The organism is Mucilaginibacter sp. GW821-FHT07H05, assembly GCF_059418485.1.
Window position 1 is genome coordinate 699,322 of the sequence record NZ_JBWKPY010000003.1, and the last position, 26,805, is coordinate 726,126.

The following is a 26,805-nucleotide window of genomic DNA, read 5'->3' on the forward strand; positions in this document are numbered from 1 at the left end:
ATGACAAAGATACTGAGAGTACTTAACCGCCTTAACATTGGCGGCCCTACCTACAACGTGGCTTATTTATCGGGTTACCTTAATAAAAGTTATACTACCAGGGTTTTAGCCGGGATGAAAGAACCATATGAAGGAAGCTCTGAGTATGTTTTGAAAGACCTTGGAATAGATTATGAGCTGGTGCCCGGTATGGTGAGGCGCATAAGCCCCCGGCAAGATGCCGAGGCTTACCGGTATATCGCGCAGGCCATCCGTACTTTTAAACCCGATATTGTACACACGCACGCTGCAAAAGCAGGTGCGCTTGGCCGCCTGGCCGCGCATTTTTCGGCCTATCGCCCCAAAGCTATTGTTCATACTTATCATGGCAATGTGTTCGATGGCTATTTTTCGCCCATAAAAACTAAAGTTTTTTTAGGTATCGAACGTTATTTATGCTCGGTAAGTGATGCCATTGTGGCCATCAGCGAAAAACAGCGTACCGATTTAGCAGAGCAATATAAAATAGCACCGGCAGAAAAAATACATGTGATACGGTTGGGGTTTGACCTTGATCGGTTTACCACCGACCGCGAACTAAAGCGCAATCAATTTCGCAACGAGTATCGGGTTGATGAAGACACCCTTGTAGTGTCCATAACAGGCCGGCTGACGGCCATTAAAAACCATGCGCTTTTTTTTGATGCCGCCAGGCACATCAAACAAGAGCATCCGCACCTTAAAGTAAAGTATTTTGTGGTAGGTGACGGGGAACTTTTTGATCCATTGATAAGCAAGGCTGTTGCCGATGGCTTTAACGTCAGCGTTCCGGGAAAAGAAAACGCTGATGCCGACGTAGTATTTACATCGTGGCGTAAAGATATTGACACGATTAATGCCGGATCGGATATTATTGCACTTACTTCATTTAACGAAGGCACCCCCGTGAGCATCATAGAAGCCCTGGCCTCGAAAAAAGCGGTCATTGCTACCGATGTTGGAGGCGTAGGCGATGTAGTGAAGGATAATTTTAACGGTTTGTTATCCACACTTGATCCAAAATCTTTTTCAGAAAAACTACTTAATCTACTAACAGACAAATATTTAAGAACACGGCTTGCCGGCGAGGGTGAACTGGGTGTATTCAAAAACTATTCTTATCACCGTTTAATCAGCGATATGGAAAATTTATATGAAAATTTATTAAAAAAATAATAGATATTTATATCAATTATAGCCAATTATAGTTGAGGGGATGACAACAATTTTAATTACCGGCGGGGCCGGGAATGTGGGGAGTGAACTTGCCCGCAAACTTACCGAAAACAAAGAAAACATTGTTGTGGTGGTGGATAACCTTATTACCGGTTCAGTTGAAAAACTACAGGGTATCGACCCCAAAAACTTTAAGTTTATTAAGGCAGATGTGAATAATTTTATGGAGATATCCTCCATCATGCTGTCTTACAAATTCGATTATGTTTTCCATTATGCAGCGTTAGTAGGTGTTTCGCGCACTTTGCGTAATCCTATCCTTGTGTTGCAGGATATTGAAGGCATTAAACACATCCTTTCGCTTGCAAAAAACACCGGGGTAAAAAGGGTGTTTTACTCGTCCTCATCAGAAGTATACGGCGAACCGGTTGAGTTCCCGCAGAATGAGCATACCACACCGCTTAACTCACGCTTGCCCTATGCTATTGTAAAAAATGCGGGCGAGGCGTTTTTCAAGTCGTACCAAAAAGAATACGGGCTTGATTATACCATCTTCCGTTTTTTCAATACCTATGGCCCCAATCAAAGTACCGATTTTGTGGTCCCCCGTTTTATCCGTTACGCGTTAAACAACCAGGATATCACCATTTACGGTAATGGCCTGCAAACACGTACATTTTGTTATATAGACGATAATATTGACGCTACCGTACGCATCCTTGAAGACAACCTTTACGTTAATGATGTGATCAACATTGGCAGTGCAACCGAGGTTACTGTGCTGGCGCTGGCCGAGCTGATCATCTCCATAACCGGCTCGTCATCAAAGATCATCCATCTTGCGCCATTAGCTGAAGGCGACATGACCCGCCGGCAGCCGGATAACTCCAAAATGAAGGCCATCCTGAACAGGAACCTTATCCCTATAGATGTAGGGATTAAACATATATTAAAAAAGCACTTTGACGTACCGGTTAACAATGCTGAACTTTATTGATTTTAATGCTTACCCTTATTTATCGGGATTTATATCGTTTGTTATCTGCGCGGTTATTATGCCGCTCGTTATCAAGCTTGCCATTGCACAAAAATGGGTTGTAATACCCAGGGAAGACCGATGGAACAAAACCCCTACCGCCTTAATGGGAGGTATTGGGATATTTATTGCTTACAGTATTACCATCTGGCTAAACAGCAGCCAGGTTAATCCGATCATTTACCTGGCAACAACCCTGATGTTTACGACGGGCCTGGTAGATGACTTAAAAAACATAAAGCCTATTGCCAAACTGGCCAGCCAGATCATCTGTTCATTTATGCTGCTTTACAGCGGCTTTAGTTTTGGCGGCGGATTGTTGGGTTGGGTTGGCATCCCTTTAACGTTTTTTTGGGTAATTGGCATCACCAATGCCATTAACCTGCTTGATAATATGGACGGCCTGTCTGCAGGCATATCAGCTATTATTGCAACTATAACCGGTGTACTGGCCATATCTAACCATGCGTATGGTATTGCCTCGCTATCTTTCGCGCTTTCCGGCGCGTGCCTTGGCTTTCTTATCTACAATTTTAAGCCGGCAAAAATATTTATGGGCGACTCGGGAAGTCTTTTTCTGGGATTTGCACTCTGTTTTTTTACTATAGCTGTTCAAGGCAAAACAGGCTCGTCTTCGGCCATAGCTATGTTGCTGATTCCTATCAGCCTGATGTCTATCCCCATTATGGATACCACATTTGTTACCATTAAGCGCATAATGGCTGGGCGGCGTATTGATCAGGGTGGCCGCGACCATACATCGCATCGCCTGGTTGCACTTGGCCTGTCAGAGAAGAGAGCCGTTATTTTACTTTACTGTATTAGCGCGGTATGGGGTACGGTTTGCGTATTATTTTACAAAACACAGTTCAACAACCTGCTGCTGTGCATCATTCTATTAACTATTTTTTCCATCTTTTTCGCCATTGTGCTGGCTAAAGTGAAGATATACAATGAGTCGGAAGAAAAGCTGACCTATCTGCGATACCGTGGCCAAAAATCGGGCGATAATTTCCTGTTCAGGTTTTTGCTGCAGCATAAAAGGCTGATTGCCGGTATCTTTATTGATATCTCATTAATCTCCAGCTCGTTCTTTATTGCAGCAGAATGTTTAAAGATCCCGATTGATCACAATTATCTGATCCTGGGTCTCTTTATTTTTGTGAAGATGGCCCTGTTCAACGCCTTTAATTTATACGACAGGATGTGGCGCTACATCGCCTCGTCCGAACTGGTATCCTATTTTATAGCGTGTATCCTTGCATCAGCTATTTTGGGATTCATTCTTTATGTTAAAAACAAAACTACAACCTATCCTTTCTTTTTTTACATGGTAGATTTTCTGCTTACGTTTACCTGTATCATTTTTTCGCGGTTGGTTTACCGTTCGCTGATTGAATTACTGAATACAAGGAAAGAACTGCAGCAGCGGGTGATTGTTTATGGCGCGGGCGATCGTGGTTATCAGTTAATTAAAGAATTGATGCAAAATACCGAACACCAGCTAAAACCCGTAGCTTGTATTGACGACGATATATCAAAGCACAACATGTATCTAAGCGGATGTAAAGTATATGGCGGTTTGGATAAACTAATTGAAACATGCCATAAAAAAAACGCGACGGTTGTAGTGCTTTCTACCCTTAAAATTGAAGATGAAACTCAAAAAGCTTTAGAAACTATGCTTAAGCCGCACCAAATCACAGTCCGCCGGTTTTTAGTAAGCCTTCGTATTACAAATGAGCTGGAAGAGGTTTAAATAAAAAATTATCCATTTTTATTATTGCGATACCATTCAATGGTATCGGCAAGGGAAGCGCGAATATCAGCATCCGGCTTATAATTCAGCAGCTCACGCGCCTGGCTAATATCGGCCAGGCTATGCAATATATCTCCTTTACGGCCAGGACCATATACAGCATCGACAGAGCAGCCCGCAGCATCACGAATGATATTCCATAATGATTTAAGCGTGGTAGTTTGGCCACAAGCCACATTAAGTACATGGTGAAATTGATCCGGAAAAGGAAGCAATAGGCCGTTTACGTTAATTTGGATAACATTTTTAATAGGCGTAAAATCACGGGTGATACTTCCGTCGCCGTTAATAACCGGCGGTTGGTTTTCGAGCGCGGCTGTAATAAACCGTGGCACAACGGCTGCGTAGCCTCCGTCGGCATCTTGTTTGGGGCCAAAAACGTTAAAATACCGGAAGCCGAAAAGCTGCATTCCGTAATTTCTTGAATAAGCCTCGGCATAAAGTTCGTTAGTCATCTTACCTGCAGCGTACGGACTCAGCACTTTACCCGTATGCGCTTCAACCTTTGGCGATCCGGCAAACGTACCGTAAACCGAAGATGACGAAGCATAAACCATACGCTTAACACCTGCACCACGGGCTGCCTCCAGCATGTTTATAAACCCATTAACATTAACTTGATGAGTAGTAACCGGGTCATTAATGCTTCGCGGAACTGAGCCCAGCGCCGCCTGGTGACTGATTACATCAATAGACTGACAGGCCTTAACGCAATCTTCGGCATTACGTATATCCCCCTCCATTAATTCAAAGCGTGGATCGGCCTTAAACTCTTCGAGGTTCGAAGCTTTACCGGTAGCAAAATTATCTAATACCCGAACACAGGTAGCATCGTTCCTGCTAAGCAACTCCCCTGCCAGATTTGAACCTATAAAACCGGCTCCACCGGTAATGAGTATACGCATTATAATCTTGAATTTACTAATTCGTTAGGAAGAAACCCTTTCAGGTCATAAATAATTGCTCCGGGTTTGCAATATTCCCGCCACGATACATCCCGGAATTGATGATGGGCTACCGCGCCAACAACCACATCGTATTTTTCGGCGGGCGGTTCGCATGTAATTTTCAAATCATATTCATGCATAACTGCTTTGGGGTTAGCCCATGGGTCGCAAATGGCAACCTCGCACGAATATAGTTCCAGTTCCCGAACAACATCTACAACACGGGTATTACGCACATCGGGGCAATTTTCTTTAAAGGTGAACCCAAGCACAAGTACTTTAGCATTTTTAACCGGTATATCGCTTTTAATCATTAGCCTGATCAGTTCGTGCGCAACATACCGCCCCATACCATCATTCAGCCTGCGCCCTGCAAGTATAATTTCGGGATGATATCCCATTTCCTGCGCTTTTTGCGCCAGGTAATACGGATCGACCCCAATGCAATGACCGCCTACCAGCCCGGGTTTGAATTTCAAAAAGTTCCATTTGGTACCGGCAGCCTCCAGTACATCATTGGTATCAATACCAATAAGGTTAAAAATTTTAGCCAGCTCATTCACAAAAGCAATATTGATATCGCGCTGTGAGTTTTCAATAATTTTGGCAGCCTCGGCCACCTTAATACTTGGCGCCAGGTGTGTACCGGCAACAATGATAGACCGGTACAGGTTATCAACAATTGCAGCAATTTCGGGTGTAGAGCCTGAAGTAACTTTCAGGATCTTTTTCAGTGTATGTTCCTTATCACCCGGGTTAATGCGTTCGGGACTGTACCCCGCATAAAAATCGGTATTGAATTTTAAGCCGCTTATCTTTTCTAAAACCGGCACACATTCATCTTCGGTAACACCGGGGTATACTGTGCTTTCGTAAATAACAATGTCGCCGCGTTTTAGTACACGCCCCACTGTTTCACTTGCCCGCATAAGGGGTGTAAGATCGGGTCTGTTAAATCTGTCGGTAGGCGTTGGAACGGTAACAATGTAAATATTTGCCTCGCTCAGCTCATCAGAGTTTGCGGTAAGTTGCAGTAACCCTTTTGCCAATGATGCTTTAAGGTATTCTTCAGATATTTCAAGGGTATGATCAAGCCCTTTTTTTAGTTCATTAATGCGGTCGGTTTTTATATCGAAGCCAATTGTGGAATATTTTTGGGAAAATTCTACAGCCAGGGGAAGGCCAACATAACCAAGCCCGATCACTGCAATTCTCTTTTCGTTTAAATTATTCATATTTGGGATAACGCCGTTTTTTTAGTTTGAAGATAGTTCTTTTACAAGGATTACAGGCCATCTCCATCGTTTTGTTCATGATCAGCAGCAAGTTAATAAATAACCGTTTGTTTAGTATCCGAAAATCGTTCATCCGGTAAAGGAATAGATTACTTGCCTCTAATAAGCCGGCAACTACGCCATGTCCAAAGTACATCATTCATTAAACTTCAGCTCTTTTCCGCGCAAAGAAAGTTTAAAAATAGGTATAGCACTTAACGTGGTTGTTATCGCAACCAATATCAGTATCGAATAAAATTCGGTGTTGATAATACCATAAGTAAGGCCTATGTTAATCACAATAAGTTCCATCAATCCCCGCGCATTCATCAACCCACCCGTAGCAGAAGATTCTGCCCAGCTAAAGCCGCCTGATCGCATAGCAAAAAGGCACGACAAATATTTGCTGGCGAATGCGATAACCAATATTACTATACAGGGAATAAAGTACCTCATCCCGGATAATACGAGCAGATTGGCATTTAACCCCGAAAACGTAAAAAACAATGGTAATCCAAACGCCGCTGTAAAATAGTAAAGTTTTGAATTGATCTCCTTTTGGAATACTGTGCCGCGCGGCATGCTTAGCCCAAGTATAAAACCACCAAATACCGAGTATAGCCCAAGCCAATCTGTGGCGAATGCACTTACTAAAATGGTGATCATAATGATAGAGAAATGGTTAAGCGACAACATACCCGATTTCTCGGTAGCTACCCCCATTTTCTTAAAAAGCGGAGTAAGTACAAAAAATGCAGCAAACACAGCCAAAAATGCCGACGCTAAGGTAATACATCCCTGCGACAGCCCCTCATGCTTGGCCATTGATGTAACGAAAGCAAGTAATATCCATGATACCACATCCTGAATGCTGGCCGATAGCATAATAAAAGAGCCGAACTTGGTATTGAGCAGTTTCCGCTCATCCATGATGCGGGCCATCATCGGAAAAGCCGTGATAGCTAACGCGGTCCCTACAAATAGCGAGAAGAAGAAGTAAGATACCTGCCCCCCCGAAAGTATGCGGTAATAGCCCCCGGCAATCAACGCCCCGAAAACAAGCGGGACCAGGATGGTGGAGATGGATACAGCGGCCGATTGCCTGATCTGCTTTTTATTGAAACTTTCCAAATCTAATCCACTGCCAATTAAAAACATATAAAGTACCAGCCCCAGGTTTCCGAGCACATACAAAAAGGGTAATACGGTTGGTGTAAAAACAGCTGCCGATGCATGGGGGAAAAAATACCCAAAACAGGTTGGGCCAAGCAAAACGCCCGATATCATTTCGCCTACCACTTTGGGCTGGCCAACAAGGGCTATTAGCCTACCGCAGATCTGTGTAACAATAAGAATAAAAATAACAGCAATAGTAACTGCAATAAATAGGGCAAGGTTTGACATATAGGTAATATTGGTTCCCGAATATATACTTTAAACCAATATGCTCCAATAAATAAAATAATACACCAACCTTGCAACAGGGCACGGTTAAGGTATTTTAAACTTCCTGGGTGCCGCTGCGTGTTAACTCCCTTTTTTCAAAACGGCCTGTTTTCTTTGTTAATTTAATCCTGTATAGAACAAGTTCCCTGGTTGTGCCAATTTCATGAGCATTATCGGCTACACCATGCGAAGGATGAGCATCTTCCGCTTTCGCTAAATAAGGTTCAATACGGTTAATCAGTTTTTGCATGGCTTGTTCAACAGCATGTATTTCCGTAATCTCTTCGAACGTACCCCAGCATATTACACTTTGCCAGTTAAAAAAGTCTTCAATTCTATCTACCTCAAAGCATACTTCCGGGTTTTTCTTCATCAGGTCAATTTTCATTCCCCTGGCCGAACTGGCATAAAGGTAGGGCGGTTCATAAACATAATGAACAGGTACAATATAAGTTATGCCGTCAGCATGGCAGCCAATCCGGCCAAGCAGTTGCGTTTTTAACAACTCCTCCAGCATTTCTGTATTTAATTCGCCTAACATAATCGGTTATATTATAGTTTGATCAAAGCACTGCACAGCAATCATTCGGGAACACCAGCAGCGGAACGGTTATATGCTTTGCCAGTTTTTGGGTGTGGCTACCCTTAAATATTTTATCTAAAACATCGTGTGGGCGGTGTACCATGGCCATCATATCTACCATACTGTGTATGGCAAGCCAATTTAAGCCATGGTCAACATCCATACTTTTTACATGGCGGTAATAGATCTTTGGATAATTAACCCGATCGGATACCTGGCTTAAAAAGCCATCAACCATCCGCTTGGTTTCGGCTACATCATATTTTTTATCAGTAATATGGGTAATCAGTATTTCGGCGTTAAAGCAGCGGGCTATACCTGCCAATGAATGTATAATTTCGATATCACCCACACTCAGGTCGGTAGCAAAAGCGATCTTTTTGATCCCTCTAAAGATAAACTGGGCCGGCACCAATAACACCGGAAAGCAAGCTGCCTCTATCATATCGCGGCTTTTACTGCCCAGTAAAACGCGGCTTAGCCCGCGCGTGCCCGACATGCCCATTACCACCATATTGGCTTTAGTATCGTTAACCATGTTACACACCACATCTGAAACAGGGCCGACCTCGCTTTTACAGGTTACCGTTGGATGATGGGATGCCGGAATAGTTGAATCTTTATCCCGCTCCTCCATCTGCTGAGCGTAACGTTGTAATTCATCATCAATATTTTGCTTCAGCGAATCATAATCCTCAATGGGTGCGGCAATTTGCCCGGCCATTGGCCCTGCTACCGGTATCAGCATGGCATTACACAAAATAATATGCGATTTTGTCTCTTTAGCCAAATGCATGGCATAACGGGCCGCATTATAGGCGGACGGAGAAAAATCGGTAGGCACTATAATTGTTTTCATGATCTCTGATTTGCATCTGTCACTAATAAACTATCCTCAGGATGGTTAAATGCTGCCATCGGACTGAGCTGTATCAGGTATAATTGACCGTTATTGCCATCCTTAGCCCATTCAAAACACATGGGTTTTTGATATATTTCTTCCAGTAATATGGCCCATTCGGCTAAACGCTGTATTTTCTTTTCGTTCAACACATAACTTTGCTGCAGGACCGGCGGTGTGTTGTTTATCACAGTTTGGTTCGTTTCGTCCGCTTCATCCGCGTAAACCATCATTTTGTTCTTTGCCCCTAATTTTTTTTCGACCACTAAAACCGATAACGTTTTTACCGATGGTTTAAAAACCATGTACTCATCCGGTTCGATACATCCATGATTAATCATTTCACCCAGGCCCCATGTGGCTTGCAGACAGATCATATTTTCAGAGCCAGTCCTTGGGTCGTGCGTAAAAGCAACTCCCGAACAGCCCTTATCAGCCCGAACCATTTCCTGGATACCAACGGCCATGGCAGTAAGGTTAATTTCATAGTCTTTTTCAGCCGCGTGCCGTACAGCCCTATCCGTATATAATGATGCGAAACATTGCCTTACAGCATATAATAAAGCGCCGTGGCCTTTCACATTTAAAAACGAATCGTTTAAGCCGGCTGCGAATGCATCGGCTACCTGGCCATAAACCATGCTGCTGCGTACGGCAACCTCGGTTTCGTTTAAATCAAAAAGATCGTCATAAGCGTCAATAATGGTCATCCCCAAATCGCCGGGCATGCGGCCATCCATAATCATTTTTCTGGCCTGTCCGCTCAACTCCGCCAGGTTTGAAAAATCTTTTTTATCAAGCGCCGCCATCAGGAATTTCAATGGCAGCTCCAGTTTATTATACGCAATAAAATATCTGTATGCTTTGGCGGTAATAGCAAACCCTTTGGGGATTGGTACCCCATTAGGTATCAAATGGTGCATCATTTTACCGATAGACGCGTTTTTATACCCAACCTCTTCCATATCTTTAATACCAATCTCTGTGTACTTTTTGATGTAAGTTTCCATTTTATGTCAATTTAAGTTGGGTTGTTTTAAGCAGTTTTTTTATGCCCTTTTGATAATACAAAAATGAAATATGACGGGCGGCTAAATAATGACTGGCATCACTTTATCTATTGATACAGCGCAAAACTGATGTACAAAAAAAGGCGCTATACAGCGCCCCGGATATGAATTGATTTTTGAGGAGGAATTAAAGCAATGGTTTGTTTTTACCCATGGCACTTTCAACCAGCACAAATAATTGCTTTTTTATATTACGGTATTCGCGCATCAGGTTAGTGGTTAAATGTTCTAACTGTATCTGCTGTGTAGCTAATGATTCCGCATCTTCCGGTATTACATCCTCGGCCATTAATTCCAGATGCTTGATCTGGTCGGTCAGTAATTTATCGGTTTGGCGCTCTTCCTCTTCTAACTTTAATAGTTTTTCACCTACGATCTTCAATTTCCCGGCATAATTTACTGATGAGAGGTAAACGATATAGTCATCCAGCAGCCGGTGAAAAAATGCTGTTTCTGTTTTAAAAAATTCCAGATCGGATGCCCAATGCCGTGCAATTACATAATACTGTAACGAACGTGATGATAAAGTAGTTGCTGTTTCCATTTTGATAATTTGTTTGGTGAGGTAAAATTGATGGTTAGCATGCAATCATACTATGATAAGGGTCAGTCTTGAAAATGATGCCTGTCATTTATTAGCCGGCCAACTCCCGGCACCTTTGCAGTAATAGTTTACATCATCAATCACGCAAAAACATGAAAGCATTAGTATATCACGGGCCCGGTAAAAAAGCCTGGGAAGAAAAACCACAACCAGTTATCCAGGCCCCTACAGACGCGATAGTAAAAATACTGAAGACAACCATTTGCGGGACCGACCTGCACATTATGAAAGGCGATGTGCCCGAAGTAACAGACGGCCGCATTATTGGGCACGAGGGTGTTGGCATAATTGAAGAAACAGGGAGCGCGGTTAGCAACTTTAAAAAAGGCGACCATGTGATCATATCCTGCATTACATCATGTGGCAAATGCAGTTATTGCAAAAAAGGCATGTACTCGCATTGCGCGGATGGCGGCTGGATACTTGGCCATTTAATTGACGGCACACAGGCCGAGTATGTAAGGATACCGCACGCCGATAACAGTTTATACCTGATCCCCGCCGGCGCTGATGAGGAGGCTTTAGTGATGCTTAGCGACATTTTACCAACCGGTTTTGAGTGCGGTGTGCTAAACGGACAAGTAAAGCCGGGCGATGTAGTTGCCATTGTTGGTGCAGGGCCAATTGGCATAGCCACCTTACTTACCGCGCAGTTTTATACGCCTGCTCAAATTATTATGATAGATCAGGACGATAACCGGCTGCAGGTGGCTAAAACCTTTGGTGCTACGCATATCATCAACAGCGCCAGGGAAAACGCGGTTGAAAAAATAATGGGCATAACCGAAAACATCGGGGTAGACGTTGCCATTGAGGCGGTAGGCATCCCCGAAACTTTTGAATTATGTGAAGCAATTATTGCACCGGGCGGCCATATTGCCAATATTGGTGTGCATGGAAAAAGTGTTAATCTGCACCTGGAAACCTTATGGTCTAAAAACATTACCATTACCACCCGCCTGGTAGATACGGTGACATCGCCTATGCTGCTTAAAACCGTACAATCTAAAAAACTGGAACCGGCTAACCTCATTACCCATCATTTCAGGTTAGATCAGATCATAGCAGCCTATGATACCTTTGGTAATGCAGCTCAGGAAAAGGCGTTAAAAGTTATTTTAACCAACCAATAGTTTCCCGAACTATTTTTTTCAAAGTAAAAAATGACCTGCGTCACTTTTTACTTTGAAAAAAATTACTTTTTCTGTGGCTGGCATTGTTGATATTTGCGATGATCATCATGATCACATATTAGTCAGCTATGGAAAAAACCGCCCTGTTAGAAGCTATTATACAAAATGCCATTGATGGCATTATTACTATTGATGACAGAGGGAAAGTGGAGTCTATTAATCCTGCGGCCTGCAAGCTTTTTCAGCGTACGCCGGATGAGGTTATTGGCAATAATGTATCGATGCTGATGCCCCCACCCGACCGCGAACAGCATGATGAATATATCAATCGTTATCAGCGCACGGGCGAGCCCCATATTATTGGCACCGGGCGCGAGGTAATGGGCCTTAAAAAAGATGGTACAAAATTCCATTTCCGCCTGGGTGTCAGCGAAGTTCAATACTCGGGGCGCAAAATATATACCGGCTTTATCCATGACCTGAGCCGCGAAAAGGAAGCTGAAGAAACCCTGAGAGAATATGCGGCGCATTTAGAGGAACTGGTAGCGCAACGCACCAAATCCTTACAACAAACTGTAAGGGAACTACAATCGGCCAAGGAAGAAGTAAGCCTGTCGCTTGAAAAGGAAAAGGAACTGGGGCAGCTCAAAAGCCGTTTCGTATCCATGGCCTCGCACGAGTTCCGCACGCCGTTAAGCGCCATCCAATTGTCTGCCTCCCTCATTGAGAAATATGCGCAGCCTTTTAGTAATCCTAACATTACCAAACATGTAGGTAAAATCAAAAACTCGGTAGCCAACCTTACCGGGATCTTAAATGATTTCCTTTCGCTGGAAAAACTGGAAGCCGGCAAGGTAGAGGCAACTTTTCAATCTTTTAACTTGGTAAAATTAGCTGAAGAAATTACCGAAGAAATGCAGATGGTTGCCAAAGAGAACCAAAACATCATTTACCAGCATACCGGCATCGAAAGTATGGCCAGGCTTGATCCCAACCTGTTGAAAAACTGTGTGATCAACCTTATCGGCAACGCGATCAAGTATTCCGGCGAAAACACCTTTATACAATTTAATACCGAGATCAATAAAAATACCTGTGTTATTACCGTTCAGGATAATGGTATCGGCATACCCGAAACCGATCAGAAACATTTATTTGAAGCTTTTTTCCGGGCACACAATACCGGCAATATACCGGGTACCGGGTTAGGATTAAATATAGTGGCCCGCTATGCCAACCTGATGGACGGGAAAGTTGATTTTAAAAGCGACATTAACCAGGGCACCTTATTCACCATTTCATTTCCGTTGATATGAGCAAAAAAGTACTGATCATTGAAGATAACAACGACATCCGGGATAATGTTGTTGAGATACTGGGCCTGGCTAATTACGAGGTTTTTGAGGCCCCAAATGGCAAAGTGGGCGTTGATCTGGCTATTAAAAACCTGCCCGATATTATACTATGTGATATTATGATGCCCGAACTGGATGGTTACGGTGTATTATATATGCTGAATAAAAATCCGGAAACAGCTACCATACCCTTTATTTTTTTAACCGCAAAAGCCGAGCGGCTTGATTTGCGTAAAGGCATGGAAATGGGTGCCGATGATTACCTGACCAAACCGTTTGACGATATGGACTTGCTTAACGCCATTGAAACGCGGTTAAAGAAAAAAGAGCAGCAACAAAACTATTACAGTAATTCACTTGACCGTTTAAGTACCCTTATTGCCAAAAATAGTGGCCTGGCCGAATTAAAAAAGATTATCCAGGAGCGTAAAAGCCGCGTGTTTAAAAAGAACCAGGTAATATATTACGAGGGCGATAAAGGCAACGGATTATATCTGGTAATGGGCGGGCGTGTAAAAACCATTAAGCTGGCCGAGGATGGCCGGGAACTGATGACCGGTATTTATGCTGCCGATAATTACCTGGGCGTACAAGCGATACTATCCAACGGTGTTTACTCGGATACCGCTACCGCTTTGGAAGACTGCCAGCTGATCCTGATACCCAAGGACCTGTTAGAGCCTTTATTGAACCTGTACCCCGAAGTTGCCCGAGAGTTTATTAAATTACTGGCCAACGATATCCGTGAAAAGGAAGATCAACTGCTGCAGCTGGCTTATCATTCGGTAAGAAAACGCATGGCCGAGGCCATGGTACGGCTGCACAAACAACAAACCGATAGCGCGGAGGGCTTTAAAATTACCCGTGAGGACTTGGCCGCTATAGCCGGTATTGCTACAGAAACCGTCAGCCGTACTTTATCTGATTTTAAGGATGAAGGCCTGATAGACAAAAAAGGCAGCATGATAACTATTTTAGATGCTGCACGCCTGGCTAAAATGAAAAACTAACCAGCTCCCGGGAATAAATTAAAACAATCAGAGATGGGCGTTTATAATAGTGTCCGTTTTATTCCCATCTCTAACCCACGCAGTTCGGCCAGTCCTTTTAAGCGGCCAATTACCGAGTAGCCCGGGTAGGTATTATAATTTACGTCATCCAGCAGTTTGTGCCCGTGATCTGGTCGCATAGGGATAGCAACGTCATCCCGTCCTTCCTTTTCGCGCCTTTGTTGTTCCAATATCACATTTTTCATTACCGCATACATGTCTGTACTGCCCGTCAGGTGATCGTCCTCATAAAAACTGCCGTCGGCCTCGCGGCGCACATTACGCAGGTGCAGGAAATGGATATGCGCCCCCAGGCGTTCTACTATGCCGGGCAAATCGTTATCGGCCCTGGCCCCTAAAGATCCTGTACAGAAAGTTAAGCCGTTACTTGATGACGGGCAGGCTTCTACAATATATTGCAAATCCTGTTCGGTTGATACCACACGCGGTAACCCCAATATCGGGAATGGCGGATCATCCGGATGGATACACATTTTTATACCGGCTTTTTCGGCATAAGGCATAATAGCATTCAGAAAGTAAGCCAGGTTGGCTTTCAGCGCATCAGCATCGGTATGGGCATACTTTTGCAGGTGATCGCGAAATTCTTCTACCGTAAACACATCATCGGTACCGGGCAGGCCGGCCATAATGGTATTAATAATATAGGTTTTCTCATCCGCCGAAAGGCTGTCTAAATATTGCCTGGCCGTTTCCTGCTGTTCAACAGTGAACTCTTTATAGGCACCCTCACGTTCCAGGATATACAGATCAAACGCAGCTACAGCCGGCGCGTGATAACGCAAGGCCGAAGCATTGTTAGGCAGGCGAAAATCAAGGTTGGTGCGTGTCCAATCCAACACCGGCATAAAATTGTAACAAACAGTTTTTAACCCGGCCCGGCCTAAATGCTGTAAAGATTGGATGTACTTATCGATATACCCGTCCCGCTCGGCCGAAGCGGTTTTAATACTTTCGTGAATATTCACGCTCTCCACTACCGACCAGTTTAACCCGGCCTTTGCAATCAGATCCTTCCGCAGGACAATTTCATCCGCCGGCCATACTTCACCTGCTTGTATATGGTGCAGGGCGGTTACAATACCAGTAGCCCCTGTTTGCCTGATGGCGGCCAGTGTAACCGGGTCTGCCGGACCAAACCACCTGAATGTTTGTTCTAAATTAGCGATCATTTGTATACCGTATATTTCTACAAGTGTACAAATAACACTCCGTTTTAGCTTGTTTTTGATCGACTATTTCATCTGCCCCTGTATCTTTTTAATTTCGGATAAGTGCATCTTTAATACCGGCAATGTCTTTTCAATAAAAGCGGACATTTCCGGATACTTCACTTTTTTACTGGCTTGCTCAAATTCTTTAACATCTTTTTCATGGTCTTCAACCATGGCCTGTACATAAGCCTTGTCAAACTCGACACCTGATTTGGCCGAAAGCTCATCTTTCAACTTTTTCTCTTCATCATTCAGGTAACCGGGTAAAGCAATATGTTTGCTTGCAGCCAGATCTTTTAATTCCTGGTTTGCTTTTGAATGGTCGTGTACCATCATAGCGCCAAAATCACGCACAGCGGGGCTTATACCCTTGTTACGCGCCAAATCACCTAATTCAACTTCGGCCATACCACCATTGGCCGCGGCTACGGCAAATTTGGCATCATCACCGCTTACCTCCTGCCCCCAGGTAGCCGGGTGTTTTTTATCTGTCGAATCCTTGGTCTGATTAACGCTGTCTGCTTTTTCGGTGCTATCTTTTTGAGCGTTGCCACAGCCCTGTACAAAACAAGCGGCTGAAATGATTAGTCCTGCGGTGATGATCTTTTTCATATATATATATGTTATGATGCTGGTTAATAGCTATCTAAACAAGAGGCAATACCGTTAGTTTTAATTAATAGATAATTTATTTAATTTAAAAAAATCAAACCGCCCGGAAATTAAAACGTTTCCATAGCAATAAACGTAACATGACACTACAATATATTAATAACCAGTTCTGCCTGGCCTGAGGAATGAATGGACACATTACAACAAGAGGCATTTTATGCCGGCACCAGCGGTTTAGTATTACCTGTACCCAACAAACAAAGCTATCCGCCTCTATTTCGCGACCAACCTCGCTTAGCTTATTATGCTTCACTGTTTAACAGTATAGAGGTTAATAGTTCGTTTTATAAAGTGCCTATGGCTGCTACAGTAAGAAAATGGGCCGAAATAGTTCCGGATAATTTCAGGTTCACCTATAAGCTTTGGCGTGATATCACTCATCAAAAAAACCTTGCTTTTGATCCTGCCGTGGTAAATCATTTTATGACTGTGATTAACCACGCCGGCCATAAAAAAGGCAGCTTATTAATCCAGTTTCCCCCATCTGTAAAAGGGGGCAGTATGCCGCAACTGGTGCACCTGTTAAATATCATTCGCCAGACCGATCCTGATCTGCAGTGGGATATAGCGGTGGAGTTTCGCGATAAATCGTGGTACCAGCAAAATACCTACCACCTGCTGGATGAACTGCAAATGGGTTTGGTTTTGCATGATCTCCCAGCTTCGGCTACGCCGTTAACCGAGACTGAAGTAAATTTTATTTACCTGCGTTTCCATGGGCCAAACGGCGGTTATCGCGGAAGCTATCCGGACGATTTCTTAAATGAATATGCCCACTATATCCGCGATTGGCAATCAGAGGGCAAACGAGTGTATACTTATTTCAACAATACCATGGGCAATGCTGTCCAAAATTTAGTCACCTTAAATACTTTTGTAAACACTTCCTATCAATTTTAACTGATAATTAATTACTGGCACACTATTGGCTTTAGTATGAATATGAAAGTATTAAAATTAAATCCGCCGCAAAAATTAAGCGCTACCGAGAAATTTATCAGGGCCATATTAACCAGGGACCTGGATGCTTTTAAGGCTACAAGCCGCCAGTTTTTACGCAATAATCAACACTATTTTCCGCAATTTACAGGCTTTACCGCCTGATCAATCATATATCTACCCATGAGCAAATAGCTTCCTTTACGGAAGCTTTTTTTGTTTAAGGGGGTAACTATCCCATTACTTTGTAAATGAGCGCTAATTATTTATGTCTGTTTTTTGTGCATAGCTGTCCGTTTTTTTATGCGTTGTCTGCTTTTTTCAACAGTGTCCGGCAGCTAATTTTTAGTTAATCATCAAAAACTTTAATGCTTTATGACTAAGGAAGTATTTTATTGTTTTGACGGTCACCTTCTGTTAAAAATCATGGCACTTAATTAGTGGTACTTACGGGAACTATAAAAGGGGCGCTTAAATCCATCTGCTATGAAAAACAACGATCAAATTTCTTATTACTGCTTTAATAAGGTTTGTAAGGGCTCGGTTTATTACGATTCTATACAAATCATCGATCTCCCTTTTAATGCGCATACCCTAACAACCGAGCATTATTGCAGTCTGTGTAAATCTAAACTCACTTCTGCCATGGATATCAGCTTAAGCCAGGCCATCGCCCCAAAACGGCCCGCTCCTATTTTGGCGGCATAAGCCTTAAAACGGAATGATCACTTTTATGCTCACATTCCTGCCGATATTGTAGATACCAGATTTACCGTTTGGCGATGAATTGTAGTATTCAAAATACTTTAGTCGGTTCAGGTTAGCTTGATAAGCTGTATTAAAAACGTTATCAACCTGTAAAAAAACATCAAACAACACCCTATCCACTCTGTTTTTATAAGCCGCTCCCGCCCCGATATTAAATAAGGTATAACCCGGTGTAGCGGTTTCGGTATCATCCAAAGCATAAAAACGGTTTTGCGCAGCATAGGCGTCGGTCTCTGTTTTAAAGTAAATTTTTGATAACCTGCCATACTGACGCTGCAAGGTCACCTTCAACTCCGACCGGATATGCAGCGGCGGGATAAATGGCAGGTATTTAGCCGCGCCGTTTGATTTGTCCACCAGTTGCTCATTCTTATTTAAGCCGGTTACATAGGCCAGGCTATTATTAAACGCCAGCCATTTTAGCTTACGCGGATGCAGGTTGACCGTAAATTCGGCACCGTATAACCGGGCTTTTGCCTGCTGATAGCTGTAAGTGCTGTTACCCGGAACAATAACCACCGGGTTGCCCGCCGCATCGGTTAATTTAGATTGATAGATGTAGTTATTAATGTTGTTGTTAAAAACCTCGGCAATAATATCTATATCCGGCAGGTAAGATATAAAGCCTATATCCTGCTGCAGGCTAAACTCGGGGTTGAAACTCCGGTTGCCCAGATAAACAATATGCGCGCCGGGGTCAAGCCCGTTTGAACCTATTTCGGTAATATTTGGTGCGCGGTAGCCGCGGGCAATATTAGCCTTCAGCATCATTTGATTGGTAATGTTATAAGTTAAGCCCATGCTGCCCGATAAGCCCTGGTAAACATGTTTAAATGCCGGAAATTGCAGAGTGGCGCCGGCTATATCAGGCGGACTGTATTTCCTGTCGAAACCGTTTTGGGTGTTAGGGCCAATATACATATCGTTCCATTGCATATGCCGGTTATCATAACGGATACCGCCCGATATATCAATCCGGCCCAAACTCTTTTTAACAAACAGGTAGGCACCCGCGTCAAACAGCTTATAATCCGGGATGGGAAAATCGGTACCCGATTTACTTCTGTTATCCTGATACATGCCGTTTACACCAATGGTTGTCTCTACCCCGGCCATAATGGGCAGGTTGTATTTCACATCGTAGTTAAGCGTGTTTAATACCACATATAAGCCAGCCTGCGCAGGCATGGTTGGGTGGTTATATTCCCTGCGGATACTTTGCTGCAAACCCAGTGAAGCGCCTAGGCTGCCATCGCCCAGTTTAAACTGATTATTGCTATAAATACGATAATGCTGGATGTGCTGATGCAGGGGCGTGATGCTGTAGGTCCGCAATTCATCATCGCTGACTATTGGCCGGTTCTTGATATGATCAGCCTCGGCTACTTGTTTTGTAAAACGGCGGGTTAGTGAGTCCCTGCTGCCATCAGGGATCTCCTGCTGGTTATCGTATAACGTAGCTGCAATTTGCGAATACCCCCATTTTTTATCTACCCGTGCCATCCCCGTAAGGTTAAACTCGCGGAAGCCTGTATTATAAACCAGGCCATCTATACGGTTGCGGTAATCATGCGCCATTTTGCCCGTCGTACGGAAAACATACTTCCAGTCGTTATTTTTGTAGGATAAGCCCAGCGATGTGCCCAGCATACCGTTATTGGTATGGTAATCGGCAATGTAATCGCCCTTTAGCTTTTGATCTTCTGTATTGGTAAAAGACGGGATAAGGTTAATCACCCCCGCTATCGCATCCGATCCGTAAGTTAAACTGGCCGGCCCTTTAATTACCTCCGCACGGTTAATGCCATATTGATCTATCTCTATGCCGTGCTCATCGCCCCATTGCTGCCCTTCCTGCCGTATGCCGTCATACAAAGTTAACACCCGGTTATAACCTAAGCCCCTGATGAAGGGTTTTGAAATATTAGGGCCCGTAGTAACCGCGTTAACACCCGGCACGCCCTTTACAATAGCATCAATAATATTATTATTAACGTTTTCGTTCATCTCTTTTTTGGTCATAACGGCTATGGGCACCGGGTTACGGCGCAATTCGGTAGCGCGTGATACGCCGGTTACCACTACTTCGTTAAGTTTAGAATTGCTCTCTTTCAGGTTGGCATGTGCAATAGCGGCCAGGCCGGGTTGTACCGTTATTTTAAGCTTTTCGGTTTCGTACCCAATGGCAGAGAAAACCACTTCATAATTGGCCGGGCTTATATTTTTAATGGTATAATAACCTTTAATATTTGTAGTAGTGCCAATAGTTGTACCCGCTAAGGTAACCGTGGCAAAGGGAACAGGTTCGCTGCCGCTGGTTAATCGGCCGTTAATAGAGCTGGTTTGTGCAAAGGAGGCCGACGATAGTAACAGTAAATAGATAAGGGTGATGTTTTTCATTAATATATTTAACAAGGCGAATTACAAATTATTAACAAAACTAATAAATAAAATTAGGCAAGACTAATTTTATTTAACCAAATTAATTTTAATTAGTTTTGTGGCATATCAAATATTTGTTATGAATACGCTATCCGAAGAAAATTATCTGAAAGCCATCCTGCGTTTAGCGCAAAAGCCGAATGAGAAAATTACCCCTACCGCTATTGCCGAAGCTTTGGGCAACAACGCGGCATCGGTAGTTGATATGATCAGGAAACTGACTGAGAAGCAATTGATAGAGTATGATAAAAAAAAGGGCGCGCGCTTAACCCCGCAGGGTTTAAAAGATTCGATACTAATTGTACGCAAGCACCGCCTTTGGGAGGTTTTCCTACTGGAGAAATTAGGTTATCATTGGGATGAGATCCATGATATTGCCGAAGAGTTAGAACACATCAGCGACGCGACACTTGCCGATAGACTGGATAAATTTCTGGGTTTCCCCGAGTATGACCCGCATGGCGACCCGATACCTAAGGCCAATGGCAAACTGCCCAAAACTTATACCGTTAGCCTTGCCGATACCAAGCCCGGCACAACTTGCAGGGTAGCCGCGGTTAGGGATACCAGCAATTCATTCCTGCAGTACCTGGTTAAACTGGGCATTGGCATTAATACCAATATCCAGGTGGTTGAAAAAATAGGGTTCGATAATTCGCTGGTGATCAATATTAATGGCGATCAGCAGACCACCGTTTCGCAAAAATTCAGTGAGAATATTTTGATCAGTTAATTACGCTGTCTCCCGTGTGGGGATACACAAATCACTCGTTTTTAAGCGATTTAACTGCACTTTGAACCAAAGCTAAGCCCGCCGCACTATAATTTAACTGTAAGGCAGAACTATGCCCGTGCGCATCCATCTTTAACAACGACTTACGCAGAATGGTAATTATTTTATCAGGATCGTTATCGTACTTTTTCCTGAAATCCTCATACTGATATTGCAGGAACACCAGGCAAAGCGCGTTTTCCATCGTCTGGACATCGGCATCAACCTTGATCCGCTTTTTTAGCAGGATCTGACTTACCCGCTCTACCTGTTCATCATTATAGCCAGCCTGTTTCATTAAAGTGCCGGTTATAGCGGCATGGTGCAGGGCCAGGTCTTTCCGCCATTTCAAGTAAGGCTCCCGCCCTTCAGGATAACTTTCGCGCGGCATTTCCCAGCGGCCGATATGCTGGCTGCGCGATGCTAAAAGCAGCTCCTCGCCGGCCTCCGGATCAAGCTTTAAAACCCAATCATATAATTTGATGGCGAAAAAATATTCCTGCGGGTAAGTGGTCCCCTCCCATTCAAAACCGCGTGGGTCCTGTTTATTATAAGTATCAAAAAGCTCAAAAGCGATAGCTAATTTATTCATCGCCTTAAGTTACTATCTTTTCTCTATTAACACAAAACTCTCTTTATCCGATTCACAAACCGGGCAGGTATACGCATCCATATTTATAAAGGCAGTACCGGCAGCAATCCCGTTCTGCTCGTCGCCATAGGTTTTATCATAAATGGTCATACAGTGTTTGCATTGATAAAGCGGGTCATCATTTACCGGCAGATCTTCGGCTTCGTTAATTACAGTCGCCACCGTTTTAGTTTGGTTTTGCGATTGATAGTAGCTATTGCACAAACCCATCAGTTGTTGTACCAGGCTGCCCCTTTTAACCCTGCTTTTATACGAAATGTACTCTTTAGAATTCGGATTAAAATCTACCGTATGCAATATTTCAAACGTACCCGACGGCTGTGTCTTTATAATTATCGAACCCAGCAAACCTGTTTTGGGCTGTGTTTTAATAGCGAAGATTAAACGATAAGTGCGCAGGTCGGCTTCTTCAAACTCGCGCACCAATTGTTGTTTTAATAAAAGCGCGTCCGGGCACATGTCTTCTATCTGCCAGTTCAATTCGTTTGATGCGTGGCGGATATTTAAAAGGTATTTATCCAGGATAAAACCCCAATCGTTCCTGTCGTCGGGCTCAATACCCTTCACCAGGATAGATTTCCATGGCGTAGCATACAATTGCCCTATCCTTGATTTAAGGCACAGGTTACACACATCTTTTAAAAAAGGGATCTCGAAAAGTTCATTCCGTCGATAAACACCCAGCCAGTATTTATTGGCATACTTGTTAAAACCCTCGTAATACGGCAAATAAAAATCGGGGCTTTGCAGCGGTGCAGTTAGCGGCTGCATAGATATGGTTATACCCTTTGTTACTTTTTCAAAAAAAAGCTGCTCATCAATATTCGGCGTATCGTAAAAAAGGGTTTTGTTTTTCAGGATCACCTCTTCGGCTTTTTTACTGATTACCGGGATATCATCCGAATAAATAAGCAGTGGCCAGCAATAAAAACTGCTTGTTTTAGGGAACCGGATATGCAGGTACCAGTAATTGCTTACATCCGAACTGATGAAATTAAAATTGCCGCTAAAAAATGGTATAAAGGTTTGGTGCCGGTCTACCAGGTTTATCTTTAGCTGTGGCTGATAGGTGAACAAATCGAAAATATCCTTGTAAACCCCTTCACGCAACCAACTCTCGTGACTAAATATACTATCGCATACATACGAACTGATGATATTAGGATACTTGTCTGCATCAATTTCATAACTGATGCCGGCGCCCAGCATTTGCAGTTCCATATCTTCCAGTTCATCGCCGGTAACGGTGAAAAAGAGCTGCTGCCGGTTACCAAAACGGATTTGTTGCGCGCCTGCATTTTCGGCAATCACCAATATTTCGTAAAGGTCCCCCGCTGATACAACGCCACCCGGTAAATTTATTTTTATCAGATGCTCCACTACACTAAATTTTGTGAAACCTTTTTTTTCAATTCTTCTTCCATCAGGCGTTTTACTTCGGGCCGGCACGATCCGCAACCTGTACCTGCACCTGTAGCCGCGCACAGGTCCTTCATATTATCGCAGCCGCCGGCCACTTTTTTACTGATATTTTCGCTGCCCACATTATTACAGCTGCATACCAGTTTACCCAATACCGGGTCGGCTTTGCTGCCGCTGCGCAATAGTTGCAGGCGCTTTTCGCTCAGTTCGGTTTTGTTGGCAATCAGTTCCTTAAATTCAAGGAACTCGCTTTTATCACCAATCAAAATAGCGCCAACCAACCTATCCTGGTGAATAATACACTTTTTATAATAACGCTTAGCCTTATCAATAAAAACTACCTCTTCATAATCCTGCCCGTCGGGGCATTCGGGTAAGCCGATACTGCACAGGTCAAAGCCATGTATTTTAATAATATTCATAAACAGGCTGCCTTTATAATAGCTGGCAATATCGCCGTTCATGTATCCGGCCACTACCGCGGCCTGTTGCTCGGCGGCTGCAGTAATGCCATATAGTATACCCTCAAATTGGGCAATTTCGCCTATGGCATAAATATCCGGATCGTTAGTTTGCAGGCGTTCGTTAACTACCACCCCCTGCTTGCATTCCAATCCGCACTCGCGGGCCAGTTCCAGGTTTGGCGTGGTGCCAATAGCTATGATCATGGCATCGCAATCAATTTTACGGCCGCTGCGTAAACCAATACCTGTTAGTTTAGACCGCCCATAGTATAACTGTACTTCATCGTCATAATAAATATCACAGCCCTGGTCAACCATTTCTTCGTGCAATAACTGGCTGCCCAAAACATCCAGCTGGCGGTTTAAAAAGCGGGAGATACGCTGTACAATGGTTATTTTAATGCCCATCTCGCGTAAAGAAGCCGCCATTTCCAAACCCAGCAGACCACCACCTACTATGACCACATGGCCGTCTTTTTTAATGTGCTTTTTAAAGTTATCGGCATCGGTGCGGCTGCGCATACTGAAGATCCCCGGCAGCGATGGCACATTTTTAGGGATAGCGGCCCGGCTGCCTGTTGCCATAATCAGCACATCATAAGGCGTTTTAACACCGCGCGAATCTGTAACGCATTTATTTTCGCGGTCTATCTTCTCAACACTTACGCCCCGCAACAAATTGATATGGTAGGCCGGCTCTTCCGAGTCTTTCATTTTTACCAGTTGCTCCCATTGCTGTTCGCCGCTGATATAATCGGGTAGCATTACCCGGTTGTAGAACGGAAAATTTTCCTTGCTAAAAATGGTAATACGATCGGTAGGGTTTAATTCGCGATATGATTTTACAAAACCATAAGCGCCGGCACCTGCACCAATAACTACAATACGCTGAAATGGCTTTTTATACTTAGCGATATTCACCGCGCAGTATTTAAAGTCGGGTTCTTTAGATATAGGGTCAACCACATCGTTGGTCAGGTTGTTGGCCCGGTGCAAATCGTTACCCAATATTTTGCCCCAATGCATCGGTAAAAAAACTACTCCCTGCTTAATTTGCGAGGTTACCTTTGCTTTTACCTGCACCTCGCCGCGGCGCGAAGCAATAATGGTTACATCACCATCCTTTAGCTGCAAATTGGCGGCGTCATAAGGGTTTATTTCTACAAACGATTCCTTCAGGTGTTGGTTCAGCTTATTTACCTTACCTGTTTTGCTCATGGTATGCCACTGATCGCGGATACGGCCTGTGGTTAGGACAAACGGATAATCGTTATCCGGCTTTTCGCTGTTAAAATCGTCAGGTACGGCATGGATAATTGCCTTTTGCGATGGGGTAAAAAACTTCCTGTCGGCAAAAAGGCGTTCGGTACCACCCGGTTTACTTTTCTTTTTATAAGGCCATTGTACCGATACTTCCTTCAGCACTTCATAATTCAGGCTGCTGATATCAATATTGGTTTTAGTGGTCAGCTTTGCATGCTCGGTATAGATCTCCGCGCTGTTTTTAAAGTCAAAACCCTTATAACCCATTTTTTGGGCAAAGCGGCAAATAATCTCCGCATCAGCCAGGGCCTCGCCCGGCGGATCAATAATTTTGCTAAGGTAACTAATGCGCCTTTCAGAATTGGTCATGGTGCCTTCCTTCTCGGCCCAGGCGGCAGCCGGCAGTATCACATCGGCGTAAGCTAAACTCTCGGGTTTATTGCTTACTTCCTGCACAACAACAAATTTAGCCTTCTTCAGGGCTTGTTCGGCCAAACGCACATTGGGCAAACTTGTCAGCGGATTGGTGCACATGATCCAGATCGCTTTCAGCCTGCCATCATTTAAAGCCTCAAACATTTCGGTGGCGGTTAAGCCAGGTTCGGGGTTAATGGTTTTACCTTTCCAAAATTGCTGTACTTCTTCCCGGTGCAGTGGGTTTTTCAGGTCGCGGTGCGCGGGCAGCAGGTTTGCCAGGCCGCCAACTTCGCGCCCACCCATGGCATTGGGCTGCCCGGTCAGGGATAGGGGTCCTGATCCGGGCTTGCCCACATGGCCGGTTATCAAATTCAAGTTTATAAGGCTCAAGTTTTTATTTACACCAACAGCGCTTTGGTTTAACCCCATGGTCCACATAGAGATAAACCCTTTGGCTTCGCCGATGTATTTTGCGGCAAGCTGTATATCATACTCGCTTACACCACATATTTTTGCAGATTGGGCTACCGTACGCTTAAAAACCAGCGTACTGTACCGTTCAAAACCTTCTGCATGGTTACGGATAAAGTCGATATCGATATCTCCGTTCTCTATCAATATCCTGCCAATGGCATGGTTCAGGGTGATATCCGTACCGGGATTGATCTGTAAGTGCAGATCGGCCAGGCTGCAGGTATCCGTCACCCGCGGGTCTACCACAATAATTTTAACGTTAGGATTAGCCGCCTTATGTGCCTCTACCCGTCTCCAAAGGATGGGGTGGCACCAGGCCGGATTGGCGCCCGTTACATAAAAGCAATCCGCCAGTTCAATATCATCATAACAAAGCGGAACGCTATCTTCACCCAGCGCCATCTTATAAGCGGCCACGGCGCTGCTCATGCACAGGCGCGAATTGGTGTCGATATTATTACTGCCGATGAAACCCTTCATCAGTTTGTTTACCACGTAGTATTCCTCGGTTAAACACTGTCCTGATGCATAAAACGCTACAGAATCGGGGCCGTACTTCTCAATAAATGTTTTAAAAACGGCCACCGTACGGTCAAGCGCGTCGTCCCAGCTTACCCTTTGCAGGGGCATGCTTTTGCTGTAGCGCATTTGCGGGTATAGTAGCCGGTCACTTTTATCATTTACGGTATAATGCAGGTTCATCCCCTTGCTGCACAGCATACCCTTATTTACAGGGTAATCCTTATTCCCGGCAACAGTTACATTGCCATTTTTCTCCTTATTAACAACCACGCCACAGCCAACCCCGCAATAGCAGCAGGTAGATGTGAACGACTGGGTGTTTTTTCCGGGTGATTGCATTTTTATATGTAGA

At 44.0% G+C, this 26,805-nt stretch carries 24 protein-coding genes; 10 read left to right on the plus strand and 14 right to left on the minus strand.

Going from position 1 to position 26,805, the window contains the following annotated elements; translation table 11 throughout:
- Genes AC07M6_RS10665 through AC07M6_RS10675 form a run of 3 tightly spaced genes read left to right on the plus strand, consistent with a single transcriptional unit; the run spans position 1 to position 3,989 of the window.
- Complete coding sequence (locus AC07M6_RS10665; RefSeq protein WP_494889180.1) at positions 1-1,194, plus strand: glycosyltransferase; 1,194 nt, start codon at positions 1-3, stop codon at positions 1,192-1,194.
- A 40-nt stretch (positions 1,195-1,234) separates the two neighbouring features.
- On the plus strand, positions 1,235-2,191 hold the full coding sequence (locus tag AC07M6_RS10670) for an NAD-dependent epimerase/dehydratase family protein (RefSeq protein ID WP_494889182.1): 957 nt from the start codon (positions 1,235-1,237) through the stop codon (positions 2,189-2,191).
- Positions 2,175-3,989 (plus strand): hypothetical protein, encoded by a 1,815-nt coding sequence (locus AC07M6_RS10675; RefSeq protein WP_494889184.1) that lies wholly within the window; start codon positions 2,175-2,177, stop codon positions 3,987-3,989. Before AC07M6_RS10670 ends, AC07M6_RS10675 begins: the two co-directional genes overlap by 17 nt.
- Before the next feature lie 8 nt (positions 3,990-3,997).
- On the opposite strand, the gene AC07M6_RS10680 is transcribed toward AC07M6_RS10675, so the two are convergent.
- From AC07M6_RS10680 to AC07M6_RS10715, 8 genes are all read right to left on the minus strand, one after another.
- Positions 3,998-4,954 (minus strand): NAD-dependent epimerase/dehydratase family protein, encoded by a 957-nt coding sequence (locus tag AC07M6_RS10680; RefSeq protein WP_494889186.1) that lies wholly within the window; start codon positions 4,952-4,954, stop codon positions 3,998-4,000.
- Positions 4,954-6,231, minus strand: a complete 1,278-nt coding sequence (locus AC07M6_RS10685) for a nucleotide sugar dehydrogenase (protein WP_494889188.1) — start codon at positions 6,229-6,231, stop codon at positions 4,954-4,956. Before AC07M6_RS10685 ends, AC07M6_RS10680 begins: the two co-directional genes overlap by 1 nt.
- Positions 6,224-6,430, minus strand: a complete 207-nt coding sequence (locus AC07M6_RS10690) for a hypothetical protein (protein ID WP_494889190.1) — start codon at positions 6,428-6,430, stop codon at positions 6,224-6,226. The genes AC07M6_RS10685 and AC07M6_RS10690 overlap by 8 nt, the downstream gene beginning before the upstream one ends.
- On the minus strand, positions 6,427-7,674 hold the full coding sequence (locus AC07M6_RS10695; RefSeq protein WP_494889192.1) for a cation:proton antiporter: 1,248 nt from the start codon (positions 7,672-7,674) through the stop codon (positions 6,427-6,429). Before AC07M6_RS10695 ends, AC07M6_RS10690 begins: the two co-directional genes overlap by 4 nt.
- Positions 7,675-7,771: 97 nt before the next feature.
- The gene (locus tag AC07M6_RS10700; protein WP_494889194.1) at positions 7,772-8,257 is read right to left on the minus strand and encodes a pyridoxamine 5'-phosphate oxidase family protein; all 486 of its coding nucleotides are present in this window, start codon (positions 8,255-8,257) and stop codon (positions 7,772-7,774) included.
- A 22-nt stretch (positions 8,258-8,279) separates the two neighbouring features.
- Positions 8,280-9,158, minus strand: coding sequence for a universal stress protein (locus tag AC07M6_RS10705; protein ID WP_494889196.1), 879 nt, complete (start codon positions 9,156-9,158; stop codon positions 8,280-8,282).
- Positions 9,155-10,210: a PEP/pyruvate-binding domain-containing protein gene (locus tag AC07M6_RS10710; protein WP_494889198.1), complete on the minus strand. Its 1,056-nt coding sequence runs from the start codon at positions 10,208-10,210 to the stop codon at positions 9,155-9,157. Before AC07M6_RS10710 ends, AC07M6_RS10705 begins: the two co-directional genes overlap by 4 nt.
- Before the next feature lie 187 nt (positions 10,211-10,397).
- Complete coding sequence (locus AC07M6_RS10715; protein ID WP_494889200.1) at positions 10,398-10,814, minus strand: hypothetical protein; 417 nt, start codon at positions 10,812-10,814, stop codon at positions 10,398-10,400.
- Positions 10,815-10,966: 152 nt separating this feature from the next.
- Here AC07M6_RS10715 and AC07M6_RS10720 point away from each other — a divergent pair, with 152 nt between their 5' ends.
- The 3 genes from AC07M6_RS10720 (at position 10,967) to AC07M6_RS10730 (ending at position 14,372) form a co-directional block, all read left to right on the plus strand.
- The gene (locus AC07M6_RS10720) at positions 10,967-12,007 is read left to right on the plus strand and encodes a zinc-dependent alcohol dehydrogenase family protein (protein ID WP_494889202.1); all 1,041 of its coding nucleotides are present in this window, start codon (positions 10,967-10,969) and stop codon (positions 12,005-12,007) included.
- Positions 12,008-12,135: 128 nt separating this feature from the next.
- Positions 12,136-13,323 carry a PAS domain-containing sensor histidine kinase gene (locus AC07M6_RS10725; RefSeq protein WP_494889204.1) on the plus strand — a complete coding sequence of 396 codons (1,188 nt, stop codon included), beginning with the start codon at positions 12,136-12,138 and terminating at the stop codon, positions 13,321-13,323.
- Complete coding sequence (locus AC07M6_RS10730; protein ID WP_494889206.1) at positions 13,320-14,372, plus strand: response regulator; 1,053 nt, start codon at positions 13,320-13,322, stop codon at positions 14,370-14,372. The genes AC07M6_RS10725 and AC07M6_RS10730 overlap by 4 nt, the downstream gene beginning before the upstream one ends.
- 41 nt (positions 14,373-14,413) lie before the next feature.
- Here the strand turns inward: AC07M6_RS10730 and uxuA are convergent, their stop codons facing one another.
- Together uxuA and AC07M6_RS10740 are read right to left on the minus strand one after the other, a co-directional pair.
- Positions 14,414-15,604 carry a mannonate dehydratase gene (gene uxuA, locus AC07M6_RS10735; RefSeq protein ID WP_494889208.1) on the minus strand — a complete coding sequence of 397 codons (1,191 nt, stop codon included), beginning with the start codon at positions 15,602-15,604 and terminating at the stop codon, positions 14,414-14,416.
- A 63-nt stretch (positions 15,605-15,667) separates the two neighbouring features.
- Positions 15,668-16,258, minus strand: a complete 591-nt coding sequence (locus tag AC07M6_RS10740) for a DUF4142 domain-containing protein (protein WP_494889210.1) — start codon at positions 16,256-16,258, stop codon at positions 15,668-15,670.
- A gap of 189 nt (positions 16,259-16,447) precedes the next feature.
- Between AC07M6_RS10740 and AC07M6_RS10745 the strand changes: the two genes are divergently transcribed.
- From AC07M6_RS10745 to AC07M6_RS10755, 3 genes are all read left to right on the plus strand, one after another.
- Positions 16,448-17,218: a DUF72 domain-containing protein gene (locus AC07M6_RS10745; RefSeq protein WP_494889212.1), complete on the plus strand. Its 771-nt coding sequence runs from the start codon at positions 16,448-16,450 to the stop codon at positions 17,216-17,218.
- A gap of 42 nt (positions 17,219-17,260) precedes the next feature.
- Entirely contained in the window at positions 17,261-17,422 is a 162-nt protein-coding gene (locus AC07M6_RS10750; protein ID WP_494889214.1) for a hypothetical protein, read from the plus strand.
- A gap of 321 nt (positions 17,423-17,743) precedes the next feature.
- Entirely contained in the window at positions 17,744-17,965 is a 222-nt protein-coding gene (locus AC07M6_RS10755; RefSeq protein WP_494889216.1) for a hypothetical protein, read from the plus strand.
- Positions 17,966-17,968: 3 nt separating this feature from the next.
- On the opposite strand, the gene AC07M6_RS10760 is transcribed toward AC07M6_RS10755, so the two are convergent.
- The gene (locus AC07M6_RS10760; RefSeq protein ID WP_494889217.1) at positions 17,969-20,425 is read right to left on the minus strand and encodes a TonB-dependent receptor; all 2,457 of its coding nucleotides are present in this window, start codon (positions 20,423-20,425) and stop codon (positions 17,969-17,971) included.
- A gap of 121 nt (positions 20,426-20,546) precedes the next feature.
- On the opposite strand from AC07M6_RS10760, the gene AC07M6_RS10765 reads away from it, so the two are divergent.
- Positions 20,547-21,200 (plus strand): metal-dependent transcriptional regulator, encoded by a 654-nt coding sequence (locus AC07M6_RS10765; RefSeq protein ID WP_494889218.1) that lies wholly within the window; start codon positions 20,547-20,549, stop codon positions 21,198-21,200.
- A gap of 31 nt (positions 21,201-21,231) precedes the next feature.
- Here the strand turns inward: AC07M6_RS10765 and AC07M6_RS10770 are convergent, their stop codons facing one another.
- Genes AC07M6_RS10770 through AC07M6_RS10780 form a run of 3 tightly spaced genes read right to left on the minus strand, consistent with a single transcriptional unit; the run spans position 21,232 to position 26,792 of the window.
- Positions 21,232-21,831 carry a DUF4202 domain-containing protein gene (locus AC07M6_RS10770; RefSeq protein WP_494889220.1) on the minus strand — a complete coding sequence of 200 codons (600 nt, stop codon included), beginning with the start codon at positions 21,829-21,831 and terminating at the stop codon, positions 21,232-21,234.
- A 12-nt stretch (positions 21,832-21,843) separates the two neighbouring features.
- Positions 21,844-23,271 (minus strand): rubredoxin, encoded by a 1,428-nt coding sequence (locus tag AC07M6_RS10775; RefSeq protein WP_494889221.1) that lies wholly within the window; start codon positions 23,269-23,271, stop codon positions 21,844-21,846.
- Positions 23,271-26,792, minus strand: coding sequence for a molybdopterin-dependent oxidoreductase (locus tag AC07M6_RS10780; protein WP_494889223.1), 3,522 nt, complete (start codon positions 26,790-26,792; stop codon positions 23,271-23,273). Before AC07M6_RS10780 ends, AC07M6_RS10775 begins: the two co-directional genes overlap by 1 nt.
- Positions 26,793-26,805 lie beyond the last annotated feature (13 nt).

Bases quoted from the DNA above. Each gene is read 5' to 3' on its own strand.
- AC07M6_RS10730 (WP_494889206.1), top strand. From the start codon at position 13,320: ATGAGCAAAAAAGTACTGATCATTGAAGATAACAACGACATCCGGGAT.
- AC07M6_RS10765 (WP_494889218.1), top strand. From the start codon at position 20,547: ATGAATACGCTATCCGAAGAAAATTATCTGAAAGCCATCCTGCGTTTA.
- AC07M6_RS10755 (WP_494889216.1), top strand. From the start codon at position 17,744: ATGAAAAACAACGATCAAATTTCTTATTACTGCTTTAATAAGGTTTGT.
- AC07M6_RS10705 (WP_494889196.1), bottom strand. From the start codon at position 9,158: ATGAAAACAATTATAGTGCCTACCGATTTTTCTCCGTCCGCCTATAAT.
- AC07M6_RS10675 (WP_494889184.1), top strand. From the start codon at position 2,175: ATGCTGAACTTTATTGATTTTAATGCTTACCCTTATTTATCGGGATTT.
- AC07M6_RS10740 (WP_494889210.1), bottom strand. From the start codon at position 16,258: ATGAAAAAGATCATCACCGCAGGACTAATCATTTCAGCCGCTTGTTTT.
- AC07M6_RS10695 (WP_494889192.1), bottom strand. From the start codon at position 7,674: ATGTCAAACCTTGCCCTATTTATTGCAGTTACTATTGCTGTTATTTTT.
- AC07M6_RS10670 (WP_494889182.1), top strand. From the start codon at position 1,235: ATGACAACAATTTTAATTACCGGCGGGGCCGGGAATGTGGGGAGTGAA.
- AC07M6_RS10700 (WP_494889194.1), bottom strand. From the start codon at position 8,257: ATGTTAGGCGAATTAAATACAGAAATGCTGGAGGAGTTGTTAAAAACG.
- AC07M6_RS10750 (WP_494889214.1), top strand. From the start codon at position 17,261: ATGAAAGTATTAAAATTAAATCCGCCGCAAAAATTAAGCGCTACCGAG.
- AC07M6_RS10760 (WP_494889217.1), bottom strand. From the start codon at position 20,425: ATGAAAAACATCACCCTTATCTATTTACTGTTACTATCGTCGGCCTCC.
- AC07M6_RS10770 (WP_494889220.1), bottom strand. From the start codon at position 21,831: ATGAATAAATTAGCTATCGCTTTTGAGCTTTTTGATACTTATAATAAA.
- AC07M6_RS10720 (WP_494889202.1), top strand. From the start codon at position 10,967: ATGAAAGCATTAGTATATCACGGGCCCGGTAAAAAAGCCTGGGAAGAA.
- AC07M6_RS10710 (WP_494889198.1), bottom strand. From the start codon at position 10,210: ATGGAAACTTACATCAAAAAGTACACAGAGATTGGTATTAAAGATATG.
- AC07M6_RS10690 (WP_494889190.1), bottom strand. From the start codon at position 6,430: ATGATGTACTTTGGACATGGCGTAGTTGCCGGCTTATTAGAGGCAAGT.
- AC07M6_RS10745 (WP_494889212.1), top strand. From the start codon at position 16,448: ATGGACACATTACAACAAGAGGCATTTTATGCCGGCACCAGCGGTTTA.
- AC07M6_RS10715 (WP_494889200.1), bottom strand. From the start codon at position 10,814: ATGGAAACAGCAACTACTTTATCATCACGTTCGTTACAGTATTATGTA.
- AC07M6_RS10725 (WP_494889204.1), top strand. From the start codon at position 12,136: ATGGAAAAAACCGCCCTGTTAGAAGCTATTATACAAAATGCCATTGAT.
- AC07M6_RS10685 (WP_494889188.1), bottom strand. From the start codon at position 6,231: ATGAATAATTTAAACGAAAAGAGAATTGCAGTGATCGGGCTTGGTTAT.
- AC07M6_RS10780 (WP_494889223.1), bottom strand. From the start codon at position 26,792: ATGCAATCACCCGGAAAAAACACCCAGTCGTTCACATCTACCTGCTGC.
- uxuA (WP_494889208.1), bottom strand. From the start codon at position 15,604: ATGATCGCTAATTTAGAACAAACATTCAGGTGGTTTGGTCCGGCAGAC.
- AC07M6_RS10680 (WP_494889186.1), bottom strand. From the start codon at position 4,954: ATGCGTATACTCATTACCGGTGGAGCCGGTTTTATAGGTTCAAATCTG.
- AC07M6_RS10665 (WP_494889180.1), top strand. From the start codon at position 1: ATGACAAAGATACTGAGAGTACTTAACCGCCTTAACATTGGCGGCCCT.